Below are 25,975 nucleotides of genomic sequence, written 5' to 3' on the forward strand. Positions count from 1 at the left end.
ACTCACCGGGCGCGGCGTGCTCGTAGCGCACCACCCGGTGGTCGCGGCGCTCGAGCTGGGACAGCCGGCTGATCCCGCAGCGGCGCAGCACCGCTTCGGCGGTCGAGGGCGCCACCCCGGTCTCGGCGGCCAGCCGGACCGCGCCCCAGCGCTTGCGCAGCCGCAGCGACACGATCCTCTTCGTCGTCGCCGGACCCGTCTTGGCGGAGCTGGAGTGCGGGCGGCTGGAGCGGTCGGCCATACCGGCGCGGCCCGTCACCCGGTAGCGCTCGGCCCACCGGTCGGCGGTCTTCCAGCTCACCCCGAAGAACTCCGCGGCCCGGCACACGGCCTGACCGGCTGGATGGGCGGCGTCGGCGTCTGCGGAGACGACGCCGCCATGGACTCCTTCTCGGCACTGCTGCAGCGCAACGTCCTCGACCGGCAGCGCTGGGCCGTCCGGGAGGACCTGCGGCTGCAGATCATCACCAGGATCGAGCGCATCTACCAACGATGCCGCCGGCAACGCCGACTCGGACGCCTCACGCCCATCGAGTTCGAGACACCGACCCAGGCCGCTCACGCGGCCTGATCGCCTCTCCCGAACCGAGTCGACCGAGGTCGGGGCAGTCCCCGGCGTCGGGTCTCCCGTGGGCATCGGCCGTGGAGCCGTGTCCGCTGATGTGGCAGGAACCGGAGGTCTCCCGACACTGACGCACACCGGTCGGCCTGTACGACCGGGATTCGGCATCTGTGGCGCGCGTCAGGGCCAGGGACTGATCGACACGGGCACTGCCCCTCGCCCTCCGCTACAGCACGGCCCGTGACGTCTCACAAGGCGTAGCGGGATGCATCTCGCTCGGCCGCCGGGTGATCCCACATGGGTCGACCGGCGGCATCCCAGACGCTGACGACACGCGGATGCCGGCTCAGCGCGTGCGGGTCCCGGCTGGTCCCTCGCACGAGCGCCACTGGCCCCTGTCGAGTGCGGCGCACGGTCACGACCTCACCGGTCGGCGCATCGAGGCCGGGAATGCTGTCGACGCCGATCGCAGCGACGTCCACCTGCTCCCGGTCCCCCAGCTCATCGGGGACACGGAGCTCGACCGTCACCTCTGCCATGACCACGCCTTCCGTACTGGGCGTGCACGCAGCATCGCCCGGGAAGGAGTATGCGCCCTCCCGGTGCCGGGACACGCCCAGCGACGCCCAGCCAGCTCCCCGGATGCCTAGCGCAGGGTGGGAGGACCGCCGGCCGCCAGTCCCCTGCTCGTCGGCGCCGGTGAGGCGGCGGGACTCCCGGCGCCGCCCGTGCCGCCTCGTGACCCGAGCCGCGGTGCGGCTCCGGCGTCGACATCCGTCGATGAGCTGCCCGACACGCTTCCCTGCGTCGGGGCGCCCGTGACCGTCCTCGTCCCGTAGTCGTCCACCTCGATGGTGATGCGGATCATCAGCCCTCCTCCATCTCACGCGATGCCCGCCGCTCGTGACGGCCACGGGCGTCGATCGCACGGTCAGTCGCTGGCGAGGATGCAGTACCGACCCTCGAAGTCGACGTCCTGATCCGTCACGTTCTGCACGGTGATCCAGTAGGTGACGTGGTCCCCGTCGGCCCGCTCGACCTCGACGTCCCAGCTGAGCTGCGGACCGCCGGGCCTCGGACTGGTGGGCATGACGCTCCACGTCACGTGCCAGACGGCGGGCCAGTTGAACGTGAACCACCGCTGTGTCGCGTGAGGGGGGATCTGCCCGTGCCACTGGATGCCGCAGATGGGGTGCTCGTGCGGCGCTCGCGTCATCGACCGGTACGCGCGCTGAGCGCTGATCATGCCGTGGCCGCTGTTGGCGTCCCAGCCGGCCGCGCAGAGGTCCTTGGCCGTCTGCTGCAGCAGCAGTTTCGCGTTGGCCTGCTGAAGCGTTGGTCGGGCGTCGCGTAGCAGGGCCAGCACACCGGCCGCGACGGGGCAAGCGGCCGACGTGCCGTTGTCGTTCTGCGTGTACCCGGTGAAATGACTGGGGGCGCAGAAGTTGGGCTTGTCGGGCGCGAGCGCCGCCGGGCCCTGGGACGTGTAGCCGATCCACTGCTCGTCGATGTTGGCGGCGCCGACGGTCATCACCAGCGGGTGTCCGTTCGCCCCCCAGATGCTGCGGCCCGGCCCGACGTCGCTGCCGCATCGACCGGAGGGACACTGCTGTCCGCAGTTGCCTGCAGCGAAGGTCACCAGGATGCCGCGGTTGATCGTCTCGACGACCTTCCGGGTGAACGGGTGATTCGGGTTCGTGCAGTAGTCGGGCGCCCAGTTCTCCTGGTACATCCCCCAGCTGTTCGTGAGGATCTGCGGGGTGCCGTCGGTCTCGTACCGCGCGAGTGCCCAGTTGTAGCCGGCGATGGCGTCGGACAGGAACCCGTCGATGTCGGCGGACGACTTGAGCAGTCCGATGTCGTAGATGGCCGCGTCCGGAGCGACCGTGAGTACCGCGTTGGCGCACATCGAGCCGTGATAGTGGGCGCCGTCGTCGCCGGGCGGCGATCCGCCCGACGGCGACCAACCGTCGATCACCTTGCCGGGGAACGAACCGCCCCGTACACCGGTGTCGACGACGCCGACGACGATGCCGCTGCCGCGGATGCCCTCCGCCCACACCTGGTCGGCACCGAGGTACGCCGCGACCTCGTCGTCGGTCCCGTGCGCACCCCCGGGCCCGGGATCGCAATCGCAGCCGTTCTCCGGGCACGGACACGCAGCGGTCGCTCCGACGAGCGCCAGGTCGCCAGGCTGGAGGGATGGGCGCTCGAAGGCCTGGACGCGTGCATCCGTCCAGATCGCGGCGACCGGACCGTGGGTCAGGAGGTCCGTCTCGGACACGCCGTCCGGGACCTCGCCACGCACGACGACCAACTGCTCGTCGCGCCGGAGCCCCATGGCCCTGACGACGTCCGCGTTCTCCGGAGGAGGCACCGGTTGCGGGGTGTAGCCCCCGTCGAGTTCGAAGGGCAGGTCGTGGAGTACATCGGATGCGTATGCGGAGTCTGCTCCGCGCAGGTCGGCAGCCGGCCCGCGAAGCTCCACCAGGACTCGACGTGGCATCAGGGTGCTCCTCCCTCAGCGTGGCCGTTCGGGGCGAACCGCGGCCCGATCCCGCGGGGACCCCGCAGTGCGGCCATCGTCGCCGCGCCTCATCACGAGGACGTCACCACTTCGTCACTCCTGCTGCGGTGACGGACTGCTCCGCCGGTCGCCGTCCTCCCCGGCGGGGGATCTGCGTGTCCGCGCGAGGTACTGCGCCGTCGTGGTGAGCCGGTCGACTCGGGCCAACCGCCGACGTTCCACCTCACTGAGCCGGCTGTCGGACGCGGAGACGACGAGGGAGTCGGCGTGGCGCTCCCAGACATCGAGCCCCAAGGGCATGTCGAGCAGATCCGAGACGCTCCTGCCGGGGGCCGGCGTGAGCCGCGCGACCCACGTCTCCTCACCCGTCGCCACGCACACCGTCCTGGGGTTGCTCGAGGACCCGCTGGAGGAACTCGAGTGCGGCGGGGCGATTCTCCTCCCAGCAGGGGCGGATCTGGTCGGCCGGCAGGATGAACCCGCCCTCCTCCCAGGTGGCGGGACGTAGTTCGACGGTCAGTGACACGGCGTCGTACTCGCCGTAGGTCCAGTCGGCGGTGTCCCCCGCCGTCGGGTAGAGCTTCGAGGACTGTTTCGCGGTGTAGGTCTTGTGGTGCACCTTGGCGATCTGCCGCTCCATCTCCTCCGCGAGTTCCCGCAGAGCGCGGAGGTCGGACGCGTCCTTGATCGACTCGGACGTGTAGCCCCACGGGTACAGGATCAGCTGCGAGTAGCTGTGGTAGGTCAGGACGCCGGTGAACTGCTGGCCGGCGACCAGGTCCCGCACCGCGCGTACCTCCGGCTCGGAGAAGGCCCGGGGGCCCACGTAGGTGTCGTCCGAGGCGACATGGCTCGAGGTGCTGCCGTTCAACGTGCCCCACATGTAGCCGTAGTTGCGGTTCGGGTCGACGCCGAAGCTGCCGTCGTGGTTCCGGCGCCGGTTCTTGCGCCACAGCCGGTGCGCCGGAGTCTGCGTGTACTCGTGGCCGTCCGGGTTGACCATGGGGGCCACCCAGACCTCGCTCTGCTGCAGCCACCCCTGCACGGGGTCGGCGGAGGAGTTCAGGAGCAGGTGCTCGGCCAGCAGGTACGGGACCTCGACGGAGATCCACTCCCGGGCGTGGTGGCAGCCGAGGAAGGCGATCTTGCGGGTGCTGCCGCGGCGCTCACCGATGCGCAGGGCCCAGAGTGGGCGGCCCTCCACGCTGCGCCCGATCTCGCGGAGCTCGGCCAGCTCCGGGTGGGCCTCGGCCAGGCCCCGCAGGTCCTGCTCGAGGGTCGCCACCGTGTGGTAGCCGGACACGGCGGCGTCCGTCGCGAACCTCGACAGGTAGGGGTCGATCATCTGCAACTGCTCGATGCCGTAGCCCATGGCCTCCAGCCGACCGATCTGCGCCTCGTCGGCCTGCACCACCAGGTGGTCGGGCTCGACCTCCCACACGTCGAGCCCGAGGGAGGCGGTCATGAGGTCGGTCAGGGAGACCCGCGCGCTGGGGGACGTGACTGCCACGATCAAGCCGGCCATGGGTCTCTCCTGTTCAGGGATCCGGCGCAACAGGACTGCCCGCGGGCAACGCTCGAAGCGGGTCTGGGTCGACGTCGCCCATGAACGCCCGCCAGGCCGCGTCCCGCGGCAGCCCGTCTCGGATGAGTCCTCCGTGTCGGCACGCTAGGCCGGTCTCCGTCACAGCGATGTCAATTCCCTGTCACGACTGTGCGCGGCCGACAGGACCGCGAAGCTCGCTGGACGACGGGTCCCGGGCGCCGCGGACGACGAGATCGTTCGGCAGTTGGAGACACAGACGTCCATCCGCGGGCTGCCGATCGTGATGCACGAGCAGACCACGGCCCACCGCTGCCCCGTCCAGGCGGAGTGGCGCCGCGACGAGGACACCGCCGACACCCCCTTCCGCGGGGGACCACGCTCCCGAGCAGCCTCCTCGATCACGTGGAGCAGACGGCGGACCGGGAGGACACCCGTCGCCACCCTCTCGGCCGAGCGGACCGACGACCGTGATGCCGTCTCGTCGACCGGGTCTACCCATGCGGGTAGGCCGCCCCCACGATGCCGGTCACGGAGGTCCTCACGGCACGGCCACCAGCGAGGCCCCGGGCCCGGAGACGAGCTCGGACAGCGGTTCCGCCACCGGGATGCGGTCGTCCGGCAGACGTCGTGTCCAGCTCCGGTCAGACGTCCGATGACCCATAGGTGGCCTGGCTGCGCCCCGACGGGAGGGCTCCTGCGCTTTCCAGCCAGCCGACCAGGGCGGCCACGTCCATGGCCAGGATCCGGAGAGCGAGCTCCGGGGTGACCGTCGTCAGCACGTCGTGCTCGCTGTGGATGTTCGCGTTGGCGCTGTCGGCACCCTCGATGGTCAGGACCGCCGGGATCCCGGCGTCGATGAACGGCACGTGGTCACTGGCGAACGGCTCCAGCGAGGTCTCGACGACGAGATCGGTGTACGTCGTCGCGGCCGCAGCGAGGGCGTCGATCATCCCCGACGACAGGGGCGCTCCCTCCAGGAGCACGGTCGGCGCGGCCGTGTTGAGCGACCCCACCATGTCGAGGTTGAGCACGGCCCGGATCCTGCTCCGCTCGGTCCCGGCCAGGCCGGCGACGTACTGGCGGCTTCCGTGCAGGCCCTCCTCCTCGCCGCCGAAGAGGATCACACGCAGGTCGTGATGCCAGGCGTGGCTGCTCAGGACCCGCGCGAGCTCGAGCACGCCCGCCGATCCGCTGCCGTTGTCGTCGGCCCCGGGCGCTGGAGCCGAGGGACCTCCCGCGAGGTTGATGGAGTCCAGGTGAGCGGTGACCAGGACGACCCCGAGGTCGCCGACGCGGGAGCCCGGGAGGTCGGCCACCACGTTGAGGCTGGTACCGGCGCCCACGGTGATCTCCGGACGCGCGACGGCGAAGCCGAGATCGGTCAGCCGGTCGGACACCTGGTCCGCCGCCTGCCGGAAGCCGGCACTCAGGGAGTGTCGCGTCGGCAGTCCGGCGAGGAAGGCGAGCTCCTGCTCGAACGACTGCTGGGACAGCGCTCCTACCAGGTCCGCGGTCAGCGGGTCGGCCGCGCGGGGGGTCGGCCGCGGCCGGTCGACCACGACGGTGCCCATCGGCAACGGTTCGATCCGCCAGTGGAGGTGCTCGTCCGGCTCCTCGGGCGCCGCCGTCCCCTCCGCCGGCATCGCGATGACGAGGTGCCGCCCGTGGTCCAGCAGCACCGGCACATCGGGATGACGGATCTGGAAGGAACGGCCCACCTGGGTGACGAGGGCGGGGGGCCCGGCCCGGCCCGCTACCTCGGGGTCCCAGTCCAGGGTCTGGTCCCCCAGGCGTGCCCACGGCTGTGTGCTCATGACGTGGTCCCGCGTCGCGTCTCGAGCAGGTCGGGACCCGCGTGCACTCGCATGGTCACTCCTCCGGTCCCTGGCGGCATCCTGCCGCTCTGGCCTCGGCGCGGAAGGCCGGCCAGGACCTCGCGGACGTCCGCGGTCATCCCGGGTCTGCCTTCAGGCGCGTGAACTGTTCCTGTTGTCCGGGGGTGAGCAGCGCCAGGAGCCGTGCGGAACCGGCCTCGTCGGCGTCCGCCACCCGGTCCGCGAACCCGGCCGAGTCGCCGGTGCGCTGTCCCTCACGGCCCCGCACGGCGCTGGACTCGGCGAGCACCCGGGTGTACTCCCGCTCGTTCTCCTCCGCCACCGTCGCCACCTGCCTGCGTTGCTCCTCCGTGAGGCGCAGGACGCCGGCGACGTCCTCGTCCAGGAGCGCGTCACCGCCCCGGACCCGCCACGACAGGCGGTGCAGCCGTGCGGTGCGCTCCGCGCCGAGGAGCCGTTCGACCTGGCGCTCGACCTCCTGCCGCGCGGGGAGCGCGGCAGGGTCGAGGTGCGGCGGTCGCCACGCCTGACCGGCGTAGGTCCGCCGCAAGGCCTCGCGGTAGCGCCGGTCGATCTCCGACGCCCGGGCGACCTCGTCGTCCGACATCCCCAGGAACCGCTGGACGTCCGGGCTGACGATCAGCGTCACGAGCTCACCGGCCGCGGCGTAGCCGTCACCGGTCACCCGCAGCCGACCGGCCCCCGGGTCGCCGAGGCGCAGCTCGCCGGATCGGTACGCCATGTCGGAACGGCCAGGTCAGAAGTCGCCGGTCTCCAGGTCGATCCCCGCCCGCGCCGAGTCCGCGGCATCGGCGAGGCCGGCGCCGAGCAGCACAGGACGGTAGAGCGTGACCTGCTCCTTGATCCGCGTGACCTGCCCCGGCGAGAACTCCGTCATCCCGGCGTCGTCGGTGTAGTCCATGTAGTTGGTGGTCGGGTCGTTCCCGCTGTCGTTCGGGCACGTGTCGCGCGACGGGTTGGCGGGCCCGAAGTTCGGGCTGGCCTCGAACGGCGTGTCCGCGACCTCGTCGCCGGGAGCCGTGCACCCGCCCTCGAAGGTGTGGTACAGGCCGAGCCAGTGGCCGACCTCGTGCACGGCGGTCAGGCCGAGGTCGTACGGCGCCGAGGAGCCACCGGGCAGGCTCGAGTGGAGGACCACGACGCCGTCGGTGTCCGGGTCGCCCGCCAGGTCGGTGGGGAACGTAGCCCAGCCGAGCAACCCGCCGCCGATGCCGGCCGTGTAGAAGTTCAGCGCGCGGTGCTGCTCCTTCCCGAGCGCCGTCTTCGCTTTCCGCTCGGCCGGGCTGTCGATGGTCATCCGGAACCAGACGGGGTCGTCGGTGCGGTCGACCGACGCTCGCGTGAACACGACGTCGTACGGCTTGAAGGCGTCGTTGAGCACGCCGAGCTGGGCGTCGATCTCCTGGTCTGTCAGCGCACCGGTGCCGCCATCGTGGATCACGTGGAAGTGGACCGGGACCTCGATCTGGGTCACCGTGGCGGCGTCCATCCCGTTGGCCCGCGCCGTCCGCAGGTGCGCCCGGACGCGCTCCTTCTGGAAGTCGTTGAGCTGCGGCGTCCCACAGCGCCGCCCGCCGCTGATGAACGTCGCCTGGTCGTCGAACTCACGGTCCCCGATCACCAGCTTCGCCATGACCTGCCTCCGTCTCCGTGGTGCGTGCGGGTCGGGGCGCCGTGTTCGGCGTCCGGTGGGACCCGGCTGTCCCGCGTCGTGCTCCGTGGTGAGGCGGATCCTCGCGGCCCGTCCGTCACCGCGGCGTCAACCCGGTGTCACGGTGCTCGGGTGCGAGGCTCGGCATCTCGGCCGTTGGGGCCCGAGCGGGTCAATGACGTCGTGGTGACGCCGCCCGCCGATCCTGACTCCCGTTGCGCCACGTCACCGTCAGCAGCGGACAGGTCGGCCGTGCCGGTCGACGTCGTCCGCCACCCGCCCCTGTCGTACGTCGACGCCCGGCGTCCTCCTCGTCCCAGGGAAGTGCCATGACCGCTCCCTCCCCACGCTCGCCGACCGGCGGAGCCGCCGCCTACCGCACCGACGCCGGTCCCCTCCCGAACCCCCAGGGCCCCCCTCCCCAGCTGCCGGACGAGCTCCCGTTGGCGGCACGCGGCCACCGCGCCGGCCGGGGCGACGCGAGTGACAGCGGATCGTCGGCCCCCACGCGTGCTCTGCGCGGTGGCTGCTATCTCCTCCGGTACACCCCCCTGCAGACCTCGCCGACACGGCCCGGCGCGATCCACTACCTGGGCACCCTCCGCGTCGAGGACGCGGGGAGCACGGTCACCATCAGCGGCGACCTGTACCTGCGCCACGTCTCCGCCGGCGCTCCTGCGGAGCCGGACCCGGCCGGTGGCGTCCCGGTCTTCCCGCGGGGCGACTACCGCTACTACGTCCGCGCGACCGAGGTGTCCGGCTCACCAGGGACGCAGGAGAGCCTCACCGTGACGTTCGAGCTGTTCCGGTTCGACGCCGCGATCACCGCGTGGACCAACGAGGGCGCCTCGGCGGTCCGGCTGTCCTGGACGACCGCGCCGCCGGGCTACCCGTCCGGGGCCGACTACCTCACCGGGGACCTGGTGAACTCGGCCGGCTCGGTGACGGGGACGTTGTCCCTCGGGTGGGTCTCGTCCTTCCTGCGCCGCGCGACCCTGGAGATCGACCGGGTCCCAGGCGCGGTGGCGCCGAGGACGAACGGCCCGGACGGCTACGGCTGGAAGGAGGTGTTCGAGCCGGTCGGGTGGGACCTGGCCGTGCTCGAGAGCGACGACACCGTGGTCGAGAAGAGCGGCGGGTCCTGGAGCGACGCGGAGATGCACACGGCCATGCTGGAGTACCGCGAGCGACGGGAGGACCTGCTCGACAGCGAGTGGCACTACCACCTCCTGTGCGTGCGGCGCGTCGACGAGACCGAGCGCGGCATCATGTACGACAGCGCCGCCGTCGACGTGAACAGCACGGCACGAGAGGGCGTCGGGATCGCCTGCGACTGGGTGTACGACACGGACGAGCCCAGCTGGGGCGACCTCCGGGGCAAGCGGTTCGGCGACGACGCCCCGACCTACTTCCGGACCGCCGTCCACGAGGTGGGCCACGCGCTGGGCCTCTACCACAACGCGTCGGACAACGGCTTCATGAACACGACCGACGTGATCGCCCGACGCGCGCACGCGGGACGCCCGTTCCCGCAGAACATCCGCTGGGGGTTCCATCCGGATGACCAGAAGCGGCTCCGGCACATGCCGGATGTGTGGGTGCGACCCGGCGGCATCCAGTTCGGCGAGGACTACTCGGTGGCCCCCATCGCCGCCGACGACCTGGTCGAGCGGCCGGCGGGACTGAGGTTGTCGGTCTGCCCGGTCCAGACGCTGTTCCCCCTCGGCGCGCCCGCGCGCGTGGACTACACACTGGTCAACGAGCACGCGGCCCCGGTGCTCGTGCCCGCGAGCCTCGGCCTGCGCGGGGGAGCCGTGCGCGGCCAGGTCATCGACCCGGCCGGGACGGTCCGTACGTTCCTCCCGCTCGTTCCCTGCGTCGACAAGCAGCCCCTGCGCCTGCTCGAGCGAGGGGAGCGCGTCTCGCACTCGGCGACCATCACGCACGGGCCGCAGGGCGCGCTGTTCCCCGGCTCCGGGCTGTACCGCATCGTCATCGAGGTGCAGTGGGACGACGCGGGCGCAACCCGCGGGCTGAGCGGCTCGGCCACCGTGCTCGTCTCGGCGTCGACGTCGCCCGAGCAGGAGCAGGCGGCGTACGAGGTCATGTCCAACCCCGACACCATGCTCGCCATCGCCGCCTCGGCCGACGTCGGCGGTGCCGGCGAGGCCATCGAGCGAGCGGCGTCGGACCCGACGCTCGGCCCGCACTACGCGTGGCTCGACGCGAAGCGCACGCTCCGGGGCGGAGGGACGACCGAGGAGCCGTACCGGCGGGCACTCGAACGGCTCGCCGACGGGGACGTCGTCGTCAGTTCCGCCGAGCGCCGCCGCGTCATCGAGACCCTCGACCGCGTCGAGGCGCAGAGCCGAGTACACGAGGAGACCCTCCGACAGTCGGAGGAGGGGACCCGGGCGGAGGACGCGCCGGACACCGGATCACTGCGGGAGCTCGCCCAGGCGGCTCGCCGGCGCATCGACGAGACCGGGCGGCGGTGACGAGACGCGCGGCACGGCAGGCTGTCTCCTCGTGAACGGCATGGGGTTCTCGATCGACGAGCTGGTGGGCCGATGGCGCAGGGTCGACGACGGCGGGTCTCCAACGCCGTACCCGCAGGAGATCGAGTTCTTCGCGGACCGCACCTACCGGGGAACCCGAGGTGGCACGCGCCGACCGGTGTGGGACGAGGCCTCGTTCGACGTCCTGCGCGACGGATCCGTGCGCATCCGGACGGCCGACGACCGCACGGTGACGTACTCGGCTCACCGCGCGGGCGAGCTGCTCACCTTGGCCGCAGGTGATGACCGCGTGACCTACAGACGCATGCCCTGACCCTCCCGAGCAACCGCTGGGCCCGTGAGTCCCCGCCCGGTTGCCGGCTCGTGTCTGGCGAGCCGCGGCCGGTGACGGTGGGGCTGACGCTGGGGAAGCCGGCGCTGCTCTTGCCCGTGATTCCCGTCCGTGGTCTGCGCCCACATGAGCGAGATCATCGCCCGGTGGCGCGCCGGCACCCTGGAAGCGGGCAGCTCACGGTTGTGGGGCGCCACCTCGCCGATGGCTTCCCGGGGGGAGCCGTCGAGGTCCTGGGTGCCGATGCGGAGCGGGGCGTTCCGTTCACGAGGAGGATGGTGTTGCTGGCGAGCAGGTTCCTCGTGCGGACCAGCCGACCGTTGCGAGAGACCCGCACACCGCCGTCCGGGGTGGGCAGCACTCCTGTCCACCGCATCGTTGACGCCCACGACGAGCTCTCTCACCAGGAATCCGCACCCAGGTGAAGGGCGCGGTAGGCGTCGCGGGCCAGGGATTCGGCGGGTTGTCAGCAACGTCGAGCCCAGGGCGCAGGCTCCTGTCGGGCGGCACTCGACGCTCGGCCAGCTCACGGTGCTGACCCTGCAGAGGTGCCTCTCTGGTCCGTCCGTGGACGACGAGTGGTGGTGCGGAACCTCACTACTGAAGGGACGGCTTCTCCAGTCCCACGTGTCGCCTCAGGGCACCTGCGGTGCCCGGTGTTCCTCGTACGGGCGTAGTTCGCCGCGATCGGCCGTCGATGCCGAATGGGGACATGGCGTGACCAGACGGTGACGACCCGGTGATGAAGGCGCCATAACCTGCGAGCTGACCTGCCACTACTCGGGAGGTCCGCTGCCCCATCGAGGCCGGACCGGCGCAGCGCCAGGAGGCGACACCCATGAGCAGCTCCGGAGGCTCGACCGGATCCACGCGCGATCCCACGACCGGCCTGGGCTGCCTCGCGTCGACCTTGCCCGCACGTGCCTGGCGCGAGGAGGCGCTTGCCCGGGCCGCCGAGATCCAGACCCTGTCGGACTGGATGGACAAGCTGAAGGAGGCGCGAGGCGAGGAGAACACGAAGACGAATACGGAGACGGAGGCGGACGCGGAGGCGGACGCGGAGGCGGACGCGGAGGCGGACGCGCGCCTCGCCGATGCGATCAGGGGTCACGTCAAGGCGGTGGAGAGGGCAGCGAGCGGTCGTCGCCCGATGATGCACACCTCGGCGCGCCTGGCCCGTGCCACCAGCAACATCCACGCCGCGGAGGCCGACCTGCTGCGCCGGGCGCCGGCGAGATTCCTCCGGGGCGAGTTGCCCAGCATGGACGCGCACGTGCGGCGGCACCTGCCGGTCGACGACCCGCGCCGCGTGCGGATGGAGGACATCGCACGCAGGGAGGTGGACAAGAAGCCCGATGAAGCCCTGGATCCGCGGGAGAAGGAGAACGTCATCGCGGCGATGCGCGCGGCCAGCTCGGCCGCCGCGCGAGAACAGCAGCGGGTCCGGAGCTTCAGCGCCATCATCTCGTGGGCCAGTGCACTGCTGTTCGCCATCGCCGGCCTCGTCGCACTCCTGGGCATCCTGCACCCAACGCTGCTCGCGATGTGCTTCGAGCCCCAACCGACGCCGACGCAGCCGCCGATGCTCGTCTGCCCCACGGGGGAGAGCTCCGTGACCAGCGGGGACATCGACACCATCGTGCAGACGACGGTGAGCAAGTGGGACGTGCCGTTGATCGAGATCATCGGCATCGTGGCGGCCGGCGTCACGGGGGCGATCGCCCTGCGACGCATCCAGGGGACCCCGACGCCCTTCACCGTCCCGGTGGTCCTCAACATCCTCAAACTGCCGACGGGCGCACTGACCGCCGTCCTGGGACTGTTGCTCATGCGCGGTGGCTTCGTTCCCGGCCTGACCGCGCTGGACACCACGCCGCAGGTCATCGCCTGGGCGGTCATCTTCGGCGCCAGCCAGCAACTCTTCACCGGCATGGTGGACCGGCAGGCGGCATCCGTCCTGGACGCCACCGGCGACAAGACGTACAAAGCGACGACCGGGTAGGCGGGTACCTGTGCAGTACAGCCTCAGGTCAGCGAAGCTCGAAGACGTCCTCGGGCACGCGCGCGCCGCCGAGCTGCCCTTCGCCTGCCTGGACGGCACGCTGATGCACAACGACCCGGTGGCCACCCCCGCCGAGCTCGGTCACCACAGGTGGTACTCAGCCAGAACCACGCCTTCGACGGCAGCGTGCAGGTTCTCGCCTGCTCGACCTGCCCTCCACTGTGGGTCTCCACCGTCCGTCCCTGCTCGACCCGCGACCTGACCGCCGCCGACGAACTGAGTCCTGCGTCACGGGCGCGTCACCGTTCCGTCAACATTTCGTCGTCATCCTCGTGAATGGCCGGCAGATAGCCCACGAGTCCGATTCGGATTGCGGTCAGGCGCTTCCGACTATTGACAGTGCGCTTCCTGGACGAGGACGCTGGCTGCGCGACGCGGTGACCGTGCGGCGATTCCGAACGGTCGACCCCGGCCGGTGGCGATGGCCACCTACATCGTTCTGGATGGTCCCGCGTCGAACGCGCTGATGCCGGAGCAGATGTGCGCCCGGTGCAGTCACCAACAGGCCCGAGAATGCTGGCGGCGGATCGCATCGGGGCTCCGCGGCGAGATGCTCGGTGACGATCAGGGAGAACAGGCCGTGCGTGTGTACGAGGCGATCGTCAAGAGTCTGGAGTCCGTCGGGGTCGATGCCGCGTTCGGCGGAGCCGGCGAGAACGCCGCCGGACTGATGATCGCCCTCGACGAGTCGAAGCGCATCCGGCCCATCATCACGCGCCACGAGCAGGCCGCCTCATTCATGGCGTGCGGCTATGCGATGTACACGAACAACTTGGGATTCTGTTTCGCCACGGCCGGCCCGGGCGCGTTCAATCTCTTCTCGGGCCTCGGCGTGGCAATGTCGGACTCCTATCCGGTGCTCGCGGTTTCCGGCTACGGCGACCGGAAGTGGAAGGGGCGGGGATCGCTCAACGAGACGTCCGGAATCAATGGCACGCCCGATTCCCTGGCGATGTTCGCTGCGACGACGAAGAAGTCGATGATGCTCGAGCACGTCTCCGAGACGTGCGACGCGGTCGAGGAACTGGTCAACGTCGCCTTCTCCGGCCGGCCGGGCCCGGTACACCTCACCGTCCCCGAAGATCTGACCGAGCGCGGCCAGGACGTGGACAACTACCACGACGTACGCCTCCGCGTCCCTCCGGTTCTGCCGGCCGCCGACGTCGTCGAGGCCATCGCCGAGACACTCGCCGAGGCGATCCGCAACGACGACCCGATCGTGGCGCTGGTGGGGTTCGGAGCCATCCGGAGCGGCGCCGGCGCCCAGGTGAAGCGCTTCATCGAACGCTTCCAGATCCCGCTCCTGACGACGCTGGACGGCAAGGGGATCGTCGCGGAGAGCCATCCCCTTGCGGTGGGCGTCTTTGCCGACAGCGGCCACTCCAGCGCCTGGAAGGCCTTTCGAGAGGCCAAGGTGGTGGTGGCGGTCGGGAACTCGCTCAACCAGCACGCCACCTTCAACTTCCGGGACGACCTGTTCGACGACAAGACGCTCATCCAGGTGAACATCTCGGAGATCGAGTTCGGCAGGGCTGGCCACTACGAGCCCCAGCACGCACTGCTCTCCGACGCCCGGGCCGGCGTCGCGGCCATCACCGATGCCCTCGACCGGAAGGTCGGAGCGGTTGCGGCGAGGAAGGTCGACGTCCAGGACTACGAGGCGCGCAAGATCCCGCAGTTGTTCCGGAAGCTGCACCCCGCCAAGCTCGCCCAGGCTGTCGGCAGGATGCTGCCGCCCGGCGGCGTCGTCCTGGCGGACGCGGGCGCCCACCTGGCCTGGTTCGGCTACTACCTCGAGCTCGAGGATGGCCAGAACTTCCGCAAGGCCGGCTCGTTCGGACCCATGGCCGGGCACACCAACGGCGCAATGGGCCTGAAGCTCGCGCAGCCTGAGCGGACCGTCGTCGTGGGCTGCGGGGACGGCTGCTACTCGCTGTCTGGCTTCGAGCTGATGACCGCCGTGGAGCACGACATCCCGGTCATCTGGATCATCTTCGACGACAATCAATTCAAGCTGATCAAGCTGTACCAGCTCTCGACCTACGCCACGAGCGCACTGGTGGAGTTCCAGAACCCCGACTTCGCCGCGTACGCGAGAGCCTGCGGGGCGGACGGATACCGCGTGGAGGACCTCGACGAGTTCGAGGAGGCGTTCGCGGCCGCCCTCGCCTCCAACCGGCCGTCGGTGATCGACGCGCGGATCACCCGGTGGGCGGTCCCGCACTACAGCCCCTCGCCGGACGGCGTGATCTCCGGAGTCGTCGAGATGGTCGAGGAACGCTTCCGGGACGACTGACCGGACCGCCCGATGAACGACAGCCACGCACCCCGAGTCAGCAGCGGAGGACCGATGAGCGCCACGTGGTCTGAGGAGTACGTCGGCGGAAGCCCCGAAGCCGAACGCACAGCTTTCGACGAACTGGCGTCGGAGATCATGGGCGTGCAGGCGAAGAACCAGCGGGCCGCCAGCGCGCACGGTGTCCCGCACGGGATCGACCGGGCCTTCCACGCCAAGCCGACCCTCGCGGTCCCCGATGCCGAGCTGCGCTTCCTGGACCTCCCCGCCGACCTCCGGGCCGGATTCGCCCAGCCGGGCGCGGCGTACCCCGCCGCCGTCCGCTTCTCCAACGCGGCCGGCAACGGGCAACCAGATTTCGCCCCGGACCTCCGCGGGGTCGCACTGCGCATCACCGTGTCACCCGAGGAGCAGCACGACCTGCTGATGACCAACTACCCCGTGTCGCACGCGCGGGACGCGCGGCAGTTCGTCGCCTTCGCCAGTGCCACGGCCGGCGGGTCGGTGTCGCAGGCGCTCGGCCTCGTCCGACTCGCATTCCGCTGCGGCCCGCTCGAGACCGTCCGCATGCTCCGCAACGTCCTCGCGGGGCGGAGGAGGAAGGTGGCCAGCGTCGCGACGGAGACCTACTGGAGCCGGGGCGCGATCCGTTGGGGTGAGGGCCTGGCCGTGCGCTACCTGCTGCGCCCCGCGCGCGGTGTCCCCACGGCACCGTCGCCTTCGGAGCACGATCCGGAGTACCTGTCCCGCGAGGCGGCCGCACGGCTCGCCGCTGGGGACGTCCGCCTCGAGCTGTGCGTGCAGCGCTTCCGGGACCCCCGCTCGACCCCGATCGAGGACACCTCGATCGCCTGGAAGGACGAGATCTCGCCGCCCGAGCCGGTTGCGGTCCTCACCATCTCCCGAGGCGACGTCAACACCGCCGAGGCACGCGTGCAGGCCGGTCTCGTCGACGCGCTGGCATTCAACCCGTGGAACACCACCGAGGAGTTCCGGCCGTTGGGCAACCTCAACCGGGCGCGCAAGGCGGCGTACGACGCGAGTGCGGCCCATCGCCTCGGCGAGCGGTGGCGGACGGAGACGCCCTTACGCAACCGGGTGGCGCTCGCCGGTGCCCGCAGCGCCTTGTCCGTCCTCAACCGGCGCCTCGAGTGGCACCGCCTCCCGCTGCGGCTGAGCCTGCTGAACCTCACGGCGGTCCGCGACGTGCTCCGCCGCCGGAACCTCTTCGACACCGAGCTCCGCGAGGCGCCGCCCCGCGCGCGACCCGTCCCCGCCCTGCTCCTGGAGGAGGACCGAGTCAGCCGGACCTACGACGGCACGGCCAACGACCTCTCGGCCCCCCAGATGGGAGCCGTCGGCGCGACGTTCGGCCGGAATCTGCGACCGGATCCCCGCCCGGACCAGGTAGACGAGCCGAACCCGATCGTGGTCAGCCGGGAACTGCTGGTGCGACGCGAGTTCCTTCCCGCCAGGTCACTGAACCTGCTGGCCGCCGCGTGGATCCAGTTCCAGGTCCACGACTGGGTCAACCATGCCCGCCATCCGCTCGGCCACCGGGACGTCACGGTGCCGCTCCCCCCCGGGATGGACGGTTGGGTCAACGTCCCCGGTGGCGCACCTGAGCCACGCATGCGGATCGCCGGCGACATCTCGCTGGGGGACGACGACAGCGGTGACGAGCGGTTCTTCTCGAATTCCGCCTCCCACTGGTGGGACGGTTCAGAGGTCTACGGCGGCGACGCCGCGCACGCGTTCACGCTCCGCGACGGCGCGAGACTGCGGCTGACTTCCGAGGGCTACCTCCCCCAGGACGTCAAGGGTATGGAGATGACCGGCTTCAACGAGAGCTGGTGGCTCGGCCTGAGCGGCATCCACACCCTCTTCGCCCGCGAGCACAACGTGGTCTGCGACGAGCTGCGCGCCCACTATCGCGGTTGGAGCGACGACCGCGTCTACCAGACCGCGCGGCTGATCGTCTCGGCGCTCATAGCGAAGATCCACACCGTGGAGTGGACGCCGGCCATCCTCGGGACGCGGGCCATCGACGTCGGGCTGAAGAGCAACTGGAGCGGTCCTCCCGCCGGCGACTGGATCACCCGGCTGGGCCTGTGGCTGATGGACGAGCACGCCACCGTGGGCATCCCCGCCACGAAGCCCGACCACCATGGCGTGCCCTACGCGCTCACCGAGGACTTCGTCACCGTCTATCGCATGCACCCCTTGCTTCCCGACGACTACTGCTTCCTCGACCACCGCACGGGAGAGTCGCTCGGGCGGCGCGGATTCCTCGAGATCCAGGGCGCGCTGGCCGACGACGAGCTCCGCGCTCTGGGCCTGGCCAACCTGCTCTACTCCTGCGGCCGCGCCAACCCTGGGGCGATCGCCCTGCACAACTACCCGGTCTCGCTGACGGCGATGGAGCGCGACGGGGAACGCATCGACCTGTCGGTCGTCGATCTGGTCCGGACGCGCCGGCGCGGCGTCCCCCGCTACAACGACTTCCGGGCCGGGCTGCACAAGCCGCGGATCAAGCGCTGGGAGGACCTCACAGCCGACCCACAGTCGGTCCAGCAACTGCGCGAGATCTACCGCTCGATCGACGACGTGGACACCATGGTCGGTCTGTTCGCCGAGACCCCACCCCCGGGCTTCGGCTTCTCGGACACCGCCTTCCGCATCTTCATCCTGATGGCGTCGCGGCGGCTGCAGAGCGACCGGTTCCTCACGGTGGACTTCCGGCCGGAGATCTACTCCCCGTTCGGCATGGACTGGATCGCGAACAACGGGATGACCAGCGTGATCCTCCGCCACTGCCCCGAGCTGACCGCGCTGCTGCCGCGGGACCGGAGCGCCTTCGCTCCGTGGCGGCCGGTCGGGCGGCCGGGGACCGTCGCCCCGGCTCGGAGCAACGCCGCGGAGTCCGTCGGTGGGGCCATCCGATGACCGGGCACGCGACGGTGAGCCACAAGGGGCTCCAGGAACTGGTGGAACGCCCGCTGCTGGAGACCCTCTGGCGCCGGCGGACGCACCGGGTCAGCCGGGGCAGCTCGGTGCGCGCCGGCTCGATGAGCTATGAGTCGTCGGCCGAACGGGTGCCGCTGTCCGATCTGGAGGAGGCGGTGCTCATCGCCGCCACTGGGTGCACGGGGCTCACCATGCCCGATCGGCCGTTCAACGACCCGCGGAACGACAGCCCGATCATGGCCAAGCCGAACCTCACCATGCGTGGGCGGACCGCGGGAAGCCCCGACAACGCGCAGGGGACGCACTTCTTCCTGATCAACGACAGCGGGACCTACTTCCTGCGCAGGCTGCCCCCCGTCCCCGACGGAGGTTCGCCGTTCGACCCGGAGGTGCTGCTGGCACGTGCGGAGGCGTCGAAGGTGCGACTGCTGGATCACCGGCTCGACGTGCCCGACGGCAACCGGGACTTCCCGGCCTACCTGGACTCGAACCGGTTCCTGTCCAACCTGCCAGGGACGACGATCCTCTTCCCGGTCGTGGACCTGTCCAGGCAGTACGTCAACGGCATGATGTACCTGCTCACCCAGCCTCCGGGTGCTCGGCCGGCCATCGTCGATGACCGCAACTTCTACCGCCCCGCCGGAGTGAAGCGCTGGATCAAGGAGGGATTCCTCAACGACGAGATCAAACTGCCTCTGGGCGCCATCTGGGGCATGAGGACCCAGATCGAGGCCGACCTCCTCCTGCAGAACCTCATGCTCACCACCGACGCCATGGGTCTGGGGGCCTGGATCCACGCGACGATCAGCCCACCGGTGCTCCTGGGAGATCCCAAGTTCCGTCCGACGTACGGGCCGATGCTGGACTTCGACTGGGTCACGCCCCGCTGGAAGCCCGCCGACCTCCCGCGCTGGCACGTCCCCCTCCCCCGGTTCTCAGTCCTTCGCGCCCATCCCGTGGGTCTCAGACACGGAGGTGAGCACCTGATCAAGGCCATGTGTCCGCCCAACTACTCGAGCATGGCGGACGCCGTCGACACCGTCATCGCCGACAAGTTCGGGCCGCGCGGCATCTACTCCGACGCGAGCGTCTTCCAGCGGATCTACAAGGACCGCTTCGGCGCGGAGTACCTCGACCAGGCCAGCGACTACGGCGCCGACGTGATCGCCTGTGCCCGCGACATCTGCACCTACATCTACGAGACGCACGGCCGGTTCCCCGCGCACGTCGAGGCGATCCACGTCCCGGGCGTGTGGCTGCAGGCCCACCACGTCGAGCAGCCCTACTACGACCACTTCTTCCGCGACGGGCTGACCGACGCCCACCGGGGCCACGACCAGGCGTGGCACCTCACCGGTTCCTCATGACCGCCACCGACGACCCCGGCATCCGTTCGGTCGCGGTCGTCCTGTCGGGCGCAGGCGCGCGGGGTGCCTACGAGGCCGGTGTCCTGTCCACCCTCCTCCCCCATCTCGCCCGGGCCGGAATCACCCCCGACCTCTACGTCGGGACCAGCGCCGGCGCGATCAACGCGGCAGTCGTAGCCTCGGCCGCCCACCTGCCGCCCACCGAGCAAGCCACGGCGCTCCTGGATGTGTGGCGCGGCATCGCCTCGGCCGACGTCTTCCGTCCGGTGCTGAGGACGGCGCCGATCACCGTCGGGTACTGGCTCGGACAACTGCTCGGTGTACCGGGCGTTCGGCTCTTCAGCCTGCTCGACACGTCACCGCTGCGAGAGACCGCCGCGCGGCGGGTGCCGTGGGAACAGCTCCGCACGAACGTGGACGCGGGGCGGACGGCTCTCGCGATCGTGGCGACCTCGGTCGCGAACCAGCGGACGGTCGTCTTCGTCGACCGGCGGTCCACAGCGGACCTACCGCCCTCCGACGACGCCCGGCCCATCGACTACATGGCGACCCGGATCACAGCCGAGCACCTGCTGGCCTCCGCGGCCATCCCGGTCCTGTTCCCCGCCGTCCGGCTGGACGACCCGCAGGTCGCGTCCGGCTGGCACATGGACGGCGGCCTGCGCCTCAACACGCCGCTCAAGCCTGCCCTGTCGCTGGGTGCCGACGCCGTGATCGTGTTGGGGACCCACCCGGTAGATCATCCGGCCAGCTCCCCTTCGGGGACCGCGGACCTGCACCGGCCGGACGTCGACGACGCCTTGGTCCAGCTCATCGATGCAGCGCTCGTCGACCGGATGGTGGAGGACGTCCAGACGCTGACGACGGTCAACGAGCTCGTCGAAGGAGGCGGACAGCGGACCTCGGGCCGGCGTCCGCTGACGGTCGTCCCCTGGCTGTTCTTCGGGCCCGACGAAAGGCGCACGCTGGGCGCCCTCGCGGCTGCTAGCTTCGACCAGCGGTACGGGCGACGGCCCGGCACGTGGCAGACCCTCCGACATCCGGACCTCCTGCTGCTCGGGCGGCTCCTCGGGGGCACGGGGCCGCGTCGCGGTGATCTGATGAGCTACCTCTTCTTCGACACCGGCTTCATCGAGGCGGCCATCGAGCAGGGGCAACAGGACGCCTCTACTGTGCTCACCGGCGCAGCACCCGGCACCCTCCCGTGGCGCACCCGTGGCGTCCCCGGCACCGGCGGTGGTGTGGTCGCGGGGCGGTGAGGCCCCGTCCCCCGTCCCTCGGGCCAGTGGAGAGTTCGACCGCCGGCGGGCCGTGTGGGCCGGCGCTCGCGCTTCTTCAAGGTCTCGACGCGCTCGAGTTCATGAGATTCGAGGTTGCAGGAGCGGTGGGCATTCGAGCCCTGTACTGGCGAGGGAGCCCACCAGCAGACCGGGGCGGAACTGCACCCGTTCGAGCCGCGCTCTCACCGGCGCGGTGAGCTGGACGATGGTGCTCGGTCAGGTTCGCCCGCGACCGCTTCACGTGCGATCACACCGGCTCGGCCAGGTTCAGCTCGTGGGCGTACGGCGGCAGCCGGAACACCGTCAGCCACGGCCGGGCCGCGCGCATCGACACCGGTGCGGGCACATCGAGGTTGTCTCACCGGCTATGACCAAGGTCCGTTTGCGACCGTGCGGACCTCGCCGATGGGGACGCAGCATGCGCTCACTCGGGGCGCGGCGGACCCATGCACCATCCCGCCGTCAGCGACCTGTGACCTTCCGCGCGTTCGCTCGAGATCGCGACGGGGCGCGCAGTCGGATGGACCGCTGGTGGCTGGCCAAGGACGCAACGCCATGAACCATCCCAGGCCATGCACCATCGCAGTGTCCCGACGAAGCCCCAGCGGTCGGCCACGCCCGACCGAGTTCTCCGACGACCCGTGCCGGCTCAGCGGGGCTTGTTCGGGACGTAGTAGGTGAGGCCGGCGGCACCGCCGAAGGCAACGAGAGCGGCGATCACCGCCGTGAGCCATTGCCCGGCAGTGATGGAGTCGAAGCCCGTGTCGGCGCCCCCCAGCGCCGTGAGGAGCGAGGAGAGGAACGCCAGCACTGCGCTGTACAGCGCCGCTGCCCAGGCCTTTGCCGCTGTGGTCCTAAGCAACGGAGCATGCTCGGGGGGGTTCCTCGGCACATCAGTGGGCGCTGACATGGCTGTTCCTCTCCTGAGGGCTCGTGCCTGGCCGAGAACCCATGGTGGTCGAGGAGCGTCACCGCGTCGTCAACGCAGCACCGACGCTGTGGCGCGTGGCCGGCCGCCGTCCCGATCCACGTCGGAGCAGCGCGGAGCAAGGGCCTCACCGCGGTGCACCCCGGTGGCTGCCAGCCCATGACGAGGTCAGGATCCTCGGCGTCGGCCCAGGCGAGGAACCGGTTCAGCTCCGACGCGGTCAAGGCCTGCATCGCCGGCGCCGGGCCTCCAACGTGCTCGGCCCAGGGACCGGTCGGTCGGATCGGCCGCGCGCCGTCCCTGCCCGCCCCCATCGCCCGGCGCCGTTCGCCGGGCGGTGAGCGCCCAGCGCACGGTTCGCGCGAGATGACCACCCAGTCCGTCGGCTCGGCCGGGGGCGTCTCGCCGGCAGGCGCGGCGGCCGGTTCCGCAGGTCTAGGTGATGCCACCGGTTCCCCCTTCCGCTCTGGAGGAGGATGTGATCGAACGACCCTCTGGAGCAGTCGGCGAGGAGATCGATCGCCGCGCCGACGTCGTCGGCGTCCTCTGCCGACTCCGAGGTACTGCTCCAGCTGGCCCGCGCGGTGCCGGTCGAGGCGAGTGACGGACGACAGGTCTGTGCCGCCGCTGTCTCTCCGAAGCTGAATGGCCCTGCTCAACCGCATCGATGACCGAGCCGGCGAGCCGGCGCTGGTGGCGTCTGGCCACCCCCACCGCTGACCCACACGGTGAGGACGACGTCCGCTACTCGGCGGGACCTCTCCCCCGGCGCAGGCGCGCGCCCGACTCCGGCAGCACGCGACGTCCACGCCGCAGTGACGATCCGTTGACGGTGACCGCTCACGATGGTGAGGACCCCGGTGGGCTCCAGTGCTCGACGGCCCAGCGGCGCAGTGTTGACGTGCCGATGCGGTGCCAGCTGGGTCGTTGCGCTGGTCGGGGCTCGATGCGGCTCCGAGATCCTCGACAGGTGCAGGAGGGATCGACACAGGAGAACGCACCGGGGCGATCTCCCCCTCGTTTCCGGACGGCGAACCGATCTCGAATCTGGAGGTGTGTCATGACACAGGACAGCGACTACCGGATCACCGTGGTGGAATCGCAGGGCCAACCGCTCGACCTACGGCAACGCGGGGCCGCTCGCGCCACCCCGAGGCTGTCGCCTCACGCGGCTGTCGCCGCCGTGCGAGCCACCAGCGGCGCCGACGAGTTGATCGCCCAGATCCCCAACCTCGCCGATGCGTCCCAGCTACAGGAGACGGCGTTCTTCAGCGTCTGCACCAAGACGGGGACCGCCGGGTTCCTGGACCTCTGGGACGTCGACCACTACGACTTCTTCACAGACCTGCAGTCCTCACTGAACAACTGCTCAGCGTGGTTCTCCCCCGACGGCTTCGACTTCTACGGGGCTCCACAGGGCAAGACCGGTCGGGTGAACTGCACGTTCCAGGCCCCGGTCGATGGAACCTACCTGGCCATCGCCTCGCTGGTGGGCGACGGTGGGAACAGCGCGACCGTCCGCTACATCCTCGACGACTTCGGGCCAGGGTCTGCGCCCACGGACCTGGGAGCCTTCGTGTTCACCGGCCCGGTCAACCAGGCGTTCGTGTTGTCGCTGACTGCCAACTCGCACAGCGTCCGCATCGACCAGGAGTCTGGTGGGTTCTTCTTCTCCAGCTTGACGCTCTACCAGGCCTGACGCGCACCAGAGCGCACTCCAGGATGACGGCCCGCCGACGGTAGGGGGTCAGTTGTCGGCACGACGCTCGTCGCCAGAGCGGAGTGGTCCGAACGCGGCCGGCCAGGCGAAGCCGCGTTCGATCACCCAGCGCTCGCGGCCCAGACCGGAGCCGTGGGCGACGCTGCGGCGGGCGATGCGTGCGGTGATCCTGCGCGCGCGAGAGCCAGCGGTGGGAGGGCCGACGGGGTCCACGAGGAGGACACATGGTCACCGTGCTCGCGGTGCGGCACGCGGACATCGACCTGCCAACCGGGTCGACTGATCCGGGGCTCAACGCGGCCGGACGTGCCCGGGCCGAAGCCCTCGGTCGCGCGGTCCGGTCGGCCGGTGTCGGCGCGGTCTTCCACTCGGAGTTCGCCCGCACGCAGCAGACCGTCGCGCCGTCCGCCACGGCGCTCGGCCTCGCTCCCCAGCTCACCCCGTCCGCCGAGGTCTTCGCACGCGATGCGCTGTCCGGGGATCTGGGGGCGGTCGTGCTGGTGGCCGGTCACAGCGACACCATCCCGTCGATCCTCGCCGCACTGGGCGCGACACCGGCACCGGCCATCGGCGAGCGCGAGTTCGACAACCTCTTCGTGCTCACGGCCCCGGCCGGGGACGGCGCCCACCTGCTGCACCTCCGATACGGGAGCGGGTGAGCAGCGAGCGGCCCACGTTCGCGCCGTCCTGCCGACGCCCATCTGTCGTCCACCCGTACGCCGCCGACGAGCCCCACTGTCCACGGGACAGCTCGAGGGACCGCTGGAAACCTCCTGAGGAAGGTCTCCCGAGCGGGTCGATTCGCGAGTCGTCACCGAGGTGGGGCGAGTCATGGTCACGACTCGTGGGGGTGGTGGCACGGACGGGTGGATCGCGCCGCTCAGCGGGTCACGGGCACGGCGGGCGCGGACCGGTCGGCCGGCTCGGGGGTCACCTGCCGCGGGACCGACAGGCGCAGGACGTCGGCCAGCACGGTGCCGGGGAACGGCCGCCGTGCGGTCGCCGGGCTGTCGTAGACCACCAGGACCTCGATGGGGTCGGCATCGGCGACGACGGTGATGCCCTCGGGGTGGTCGCTGCCCTCCTCGGGGCCCGTGCCGGTGGCGACCTCCGCGACGCGCAGGAGGTCCCGGCCGACCGTGCTCCGCTGCGCCGTGGCCGCACCAGGCCACCGGTACAGCCGGGCGGGACCGTCGAGGTCCATGGTCGGCCCGGCGAGGACGAGCACGTCGTCGCCCAGCCGGCAGAGGTCGCGGACGCCGAGCCCGTCGAGGTCGAGGAACAACGTCCGGTATCCCGGGTCCGTCCCGTCGAGGGTCAGCCGGGCCGGGTCGTCCGGGTCGGTGCGGGGGCGGATCTCCAGCACGACGGCCCAACCGCGGAGCACGGGCCCTCTCAGCCCCAGCAGGAGACCATCGTCCACGGCGACCAGGCCCTCGATGTCCAGACCACCGTCCTTGCCGGGGATCGCCAGGAAGGGCCGCAGGAGCTCGTCGGCGGCCAGCGCCGTGAGCAGGTCACCGTCGAGGAGTGCCCCCGTGACCGGTCGCGCCGCAGCGCCCTCGCCGGCGAGGGACAGTCGGATCAGCACGTTCCGGTTGGGGCGGACCTTGACCTCGGCCAGGATCGCCGGCACGTCCCGGTCGTCGTCGTCGGGGTCGACGCGCTTGCGGGTGCGGCTGTGCGAGCCGACGAGCCACAGGTGGTCCCCGGCGCGGTCCATGCCCTCGACGTCGACCTCGCGTCCGGGCCCCTCCGGCAGGTCGACGAGATCACCGAGGGGGAACGTCACGAGATCGCCGTACGCCCCGTCCTGCGGCTCCGCGCTCAGTCGGTGCAGCACCGGTCCCTCGTCTCCAGCGACCCAGAGGACCGTGCCGTCCCGGCACACCGTCGACAGATCCGTCCCCTGTTCCTCCCCACCGCCGTCCCGGGCGAAGCGGAGTGGAACCTGGCGAACGACAGTCATGACCGCTCCCGACCGACGAGGATCCGCACGTCCGCATCGGATCGTCGGCGCGCCCCGTCACCCCGCCGTCACCGCGCCTGCGCCGGGCTCCTCCCATGGTCCGGACAGGAACGTCGCGCGCGGTGATCGGGTTCGACGACGGCTGCGTCGACGAGATGTTCGCCGCGCTCATGCGGGAGGCCCCGGGTGCCGAGGTCCCCCCCGGCGCAGGACTTCCGGCTGGAGTGGGGGCCGGTCTTCCACCGCGGCCGCCTGGACGGGTCCGCACGAGTGCTGGTCATCGGGCAGGACCCTGCGGCACACGACGCCATCACCCCGCCGGATCCTCGTCGGGGAGGCGGGCCAGCGGGTCCAGGCCTTCCTGGCCCATCTCGGCCTGCACCGCTCCTACGTG

The 25,975-nt window shown here is 70.9% G+C and carries 19 protein-coding genes and 2 pseudogenes; 10 read left to right on the forward strand and 11 right to left on the reverse strand.

Annotation, left to right across the window (positions count from 1 at the left end):
* The coding region (locus FN207_RS25080) for a helix-turn-helix domain-containing protein (protein WP_185938575.1) at positions 1 to 301 on the reverse strand (301 nt) is incomplete at its 3' end.
* Positions 302 to 325: 24 nt separating this feature from the next.
* On the opposite strand from FN207_RS25080, the pseudogene FN207_RS25085 reads away from it, so the two are divergent.
* Positions 326 to 571, forward strand: a pseudogene (locus tag FN207_RS25085) (IS3 family transposase); the annotation flags it as partial.
* 239 nt (positions 572 to 810) lie between these two features.
* On the opposite strand, the gene FN207_RS25090 reads toward FN207_RS25085, so the two are convergent.
* From FN207_RS25090 to FN207_RS25120, 7 genes are all read right to left on the reverse strand, one after another.
* Positions 811 to 1,101: a hypothetical protein gene (locus FN207_RS25090; RefSeq protein WP_142461186.1), complete on the reverse strand. Its 291-nt coding sequence runs from the start codon at positions 1,099 to 1,101 to the stop codon at positions 811 to 813.
* 392 nt (positions 1,102 to 1,493) lie between these two features.
* Positions 1,494 to 3,068 carry a S8 family peptidase gene (locus tag FN207_RS25095; RefSeq protein WP_142461187.1) on the reverse strand — a complete coding sequence of 525 codons (1,575 nt, stop codon included), beginning with the start codon at positions 3,066 to 3,068 and terminating at the stop codon, positions 1,494 to 1,496.
* 114 nt (positions 3,069 to 3,182) lie between these two features.
* A complete protein-coding gene (locus FN207_RS25100; protein ID WP_142461188.1) occupies positions 3,183 to 3,464 on the reverse strand; it encodes a hypothetical protein in 282 nt (93 codons plus the stop codon).
* A complete protein-coding gene (locus tag FN207_RS25105) occupies positions 3,451 to 4,614 on the reverse strand; it encodes a M14 family metallopeptidase (RefSeq protein ID WP_142461189.1) in 1,164 nt (387 codons plus the stop codon). Before FN207_RS25105 ends, FN207_RS25100 begins: the two co-directional genes overlap by 14 nt.
* 662 nt (positions 4,615 to 5,276) lie before the next feature.
* On the reverse strand, positions 5,277 to 6,449 hold the full coding sequence (locus FN207_RS25110; protein ID WP_221888395.1) for a M28 family metallopeptidase: 1,173 nt from the start codon (positions 6,447 to 6,449) through the stop codon (positions 5,277 to 5,279).
* 136 nt (positions 6,450 to 6,585) lie between these two features.
* Positions 6,586 to 7,212: a hypothetical protein gene (locus FN207_RS25115; protein WP_142461190.1), complete on the reverse strand. Its 627-nt coding sequence runs from the start codon at positions 7,210 to 7,212 to the stop codon at positions 6,586 to 6,588.
* Positions 7,213 to 7,227: 15 nt separating this feature from the next.
* Complete coding sequence (locus tag FN207_RS25120) at positions 7,228 to 8,124, reverse strand: zinc metalloprotease (RefSeq protein WP_142461191.1); 897 nt, start codon at positions 8,122 to 8,124, stop codon at positions 7,228 to 7,230.
* A gap of 461 nt (positions 8,125 to 8,585) precedes the next feature.
* On the opposite strand from FN207_RS25120, the gene FN207_RS25125 reads away from it, so the two are divergent.
* From FN207_RS25125 to FN207_RS25155, 7 genes are all read left to right on the forward strand, one after another.
* Positions 8,586 to 10,640, forward strand: a complete 2,055-nt coding sequence (locus tag FN207_RS25125) for a matrixin family metalloprotease (RefSeq protein WP_185938576.1) — start codon at positions 8,586 to 8,588, stop codon at positions 10,638 to 10,640.
* Positions 10,641 to 10,671: 31 nt separating this feature from the next.
* Positions 10,672 to 10,974 (forward strand): hypothetical protein, encoded by a 303-nt coding sequence (locus FN207_RS25130; RefSeq protein WP_142461193.1) that lies wholly within the window; start codon positions 10,672 to 10,674, stop codon positions 10,972 to 10,974.
* Between the two features lie 856 nt (positions 10,975 to 11,830).
* Positions 11,831 to 12,994, forward strand: coding sequence for a hypothetical protein (locus FN207_RS26595; protein ID WP_185938577.1), 1,164 nt, complete (start codon positions 11,831 to 11,833; stop codon positions 12,992 to 12,994).
* 481 nt (positions 12,995 to 13,475) lie between these two features.
* Entirely contained in the window at positions 13,476 to 15,350 is a 1,875-nt protein-coding gene (locus FN207_RS25140) for a thiamine pyrophosphate-binding protein (RefSeq protein WP_221888396.1), read from the forward strand.
* Positions 15,351 to 15,404: 54 nt separating this feature from the next.
* Positions 15,405 to 18,296, forward strand: coding sequence for a peroxidase family protein (locus FN207_RS25145; protein ID WP_142461194.1), 2,892 nt, complete (start codon positions 15,405 to 15,407; stop codon positions 18,294 to 18,296).
* Complete coding sequence (locus tag FN207_RS25150) at positions 18,293 to 19,684, forward strand: hypothetical protein (RefSeq protein WP_142461195.1); 1,392 nt, start codon at positions 18,293 to 18,295, stop codon at positions 19,682 to 19,684. The genes FN207_RS25145 and FN207_RS25150 overlap by 4 nt, the downstream gene beginning before the upstream one ends.
* On the forward strand, positions 19,681 to 20,943 hold the full coding sequence (locus tag FN207_RS25155; protein WP_142461196.1) for a patatin-like phospholipase family protein: 1,263 nt from the start codon (positions 19,681 to 19,683) through the stop codon (positions 20,941 to 20,943). Before FN207_RS25150 ends, FN207_RS25155 begins: the two co-directional genes overlap by 4 nt.
* A gap of 670 nt (positions 20,944 to 21,613) precedes the next feature.
* Here FN207_RS25155 and FN207_RS25160 read toward each other — a convergent pair.
* Positions 21,614 to 21,874, reverse strand: a complete 261-nt coding sequence (locus FN207_RS25160; protein ID WP_142461197.1) for a hypothetical protein — start codon at positions 21,872 to 21,874, stop codon at positions 21,614 to 21,616.
* Between the two features lie 1,078 nt (positions 21,875 to 22,952).
* On the opposite strand from FN207_RS25160, the gene FN207_RS25165 reads away from it, so the two are divergent.
* Positions 22,953 to 23,591 carry a hypothetical protein gene (locus FN207_RS25165; RefSeq protein WP_110906488.1) on the forward strand — a complete coding sequence of 213 codons (639 nt, stop codon included), beginning with the start codon at positions 22,953 to 22,955 and terminating at the stop codon, positions 23,589 to 23,591.
* 54 nt (positions 23,592 to 23,645) lie between these two features.
* On the opposite strand, the pseudogene FN207_RS25170 reads toward FN207_RS25165, so the two are convergent.
* Positions 23,646 to 23,792, reverse strand: a pseudogene (locus tag FN207_RS25170) (IS5/IS1182 family transposase); the annotation flags it as partial.
* A gap of 53 nt (positions 23,793 to 23,845) precedes the next feature.
* On the opposite strand from FN207_RS25170, the gene FN207_RS25175 reads away from it, so the two are divergent.
* Positions 23,846 to 24,271 (forward strand): histidine phosphatase family protein, encoded by a 426-nt coding sequence (locus FN207_RS25175; protein WP_221888398.1) that lies wholly within the window; start codon positions 23,846 to 23,848, stop codon positions 24,269 to 24,271.
* Between the two features lie 221 nt (positions 24,272 to 24,492).
* Here the strand turns inward: FN207_RS25175 and FN207_RS25180 are convergent, their stop codons facing one another.
* Positions 24,493 to 25,581 (reverse strand): DUF3616 domain-containing protein, encoded by a 1,089-nt coding sequence (locus FN207_RS25180; protein ID WP_142461199.1) that lies wholly within the window; start codon positions 25,579 to 25,581, stop codon positions 24,493 to 24,495.
* Positions 25,582 to 25,975: the final 394 nt, after the last annotated feature.

The organism is Geodermatophilus aquaeductus, assembly GCF_900182545.1.
Lineage (GTDB): Bacteria > Actinomycetota > Actinomycetes > Mycobacteriales > Geodermatophilaceae > Geodermatophilus > Geodermatophilus aquaeductus.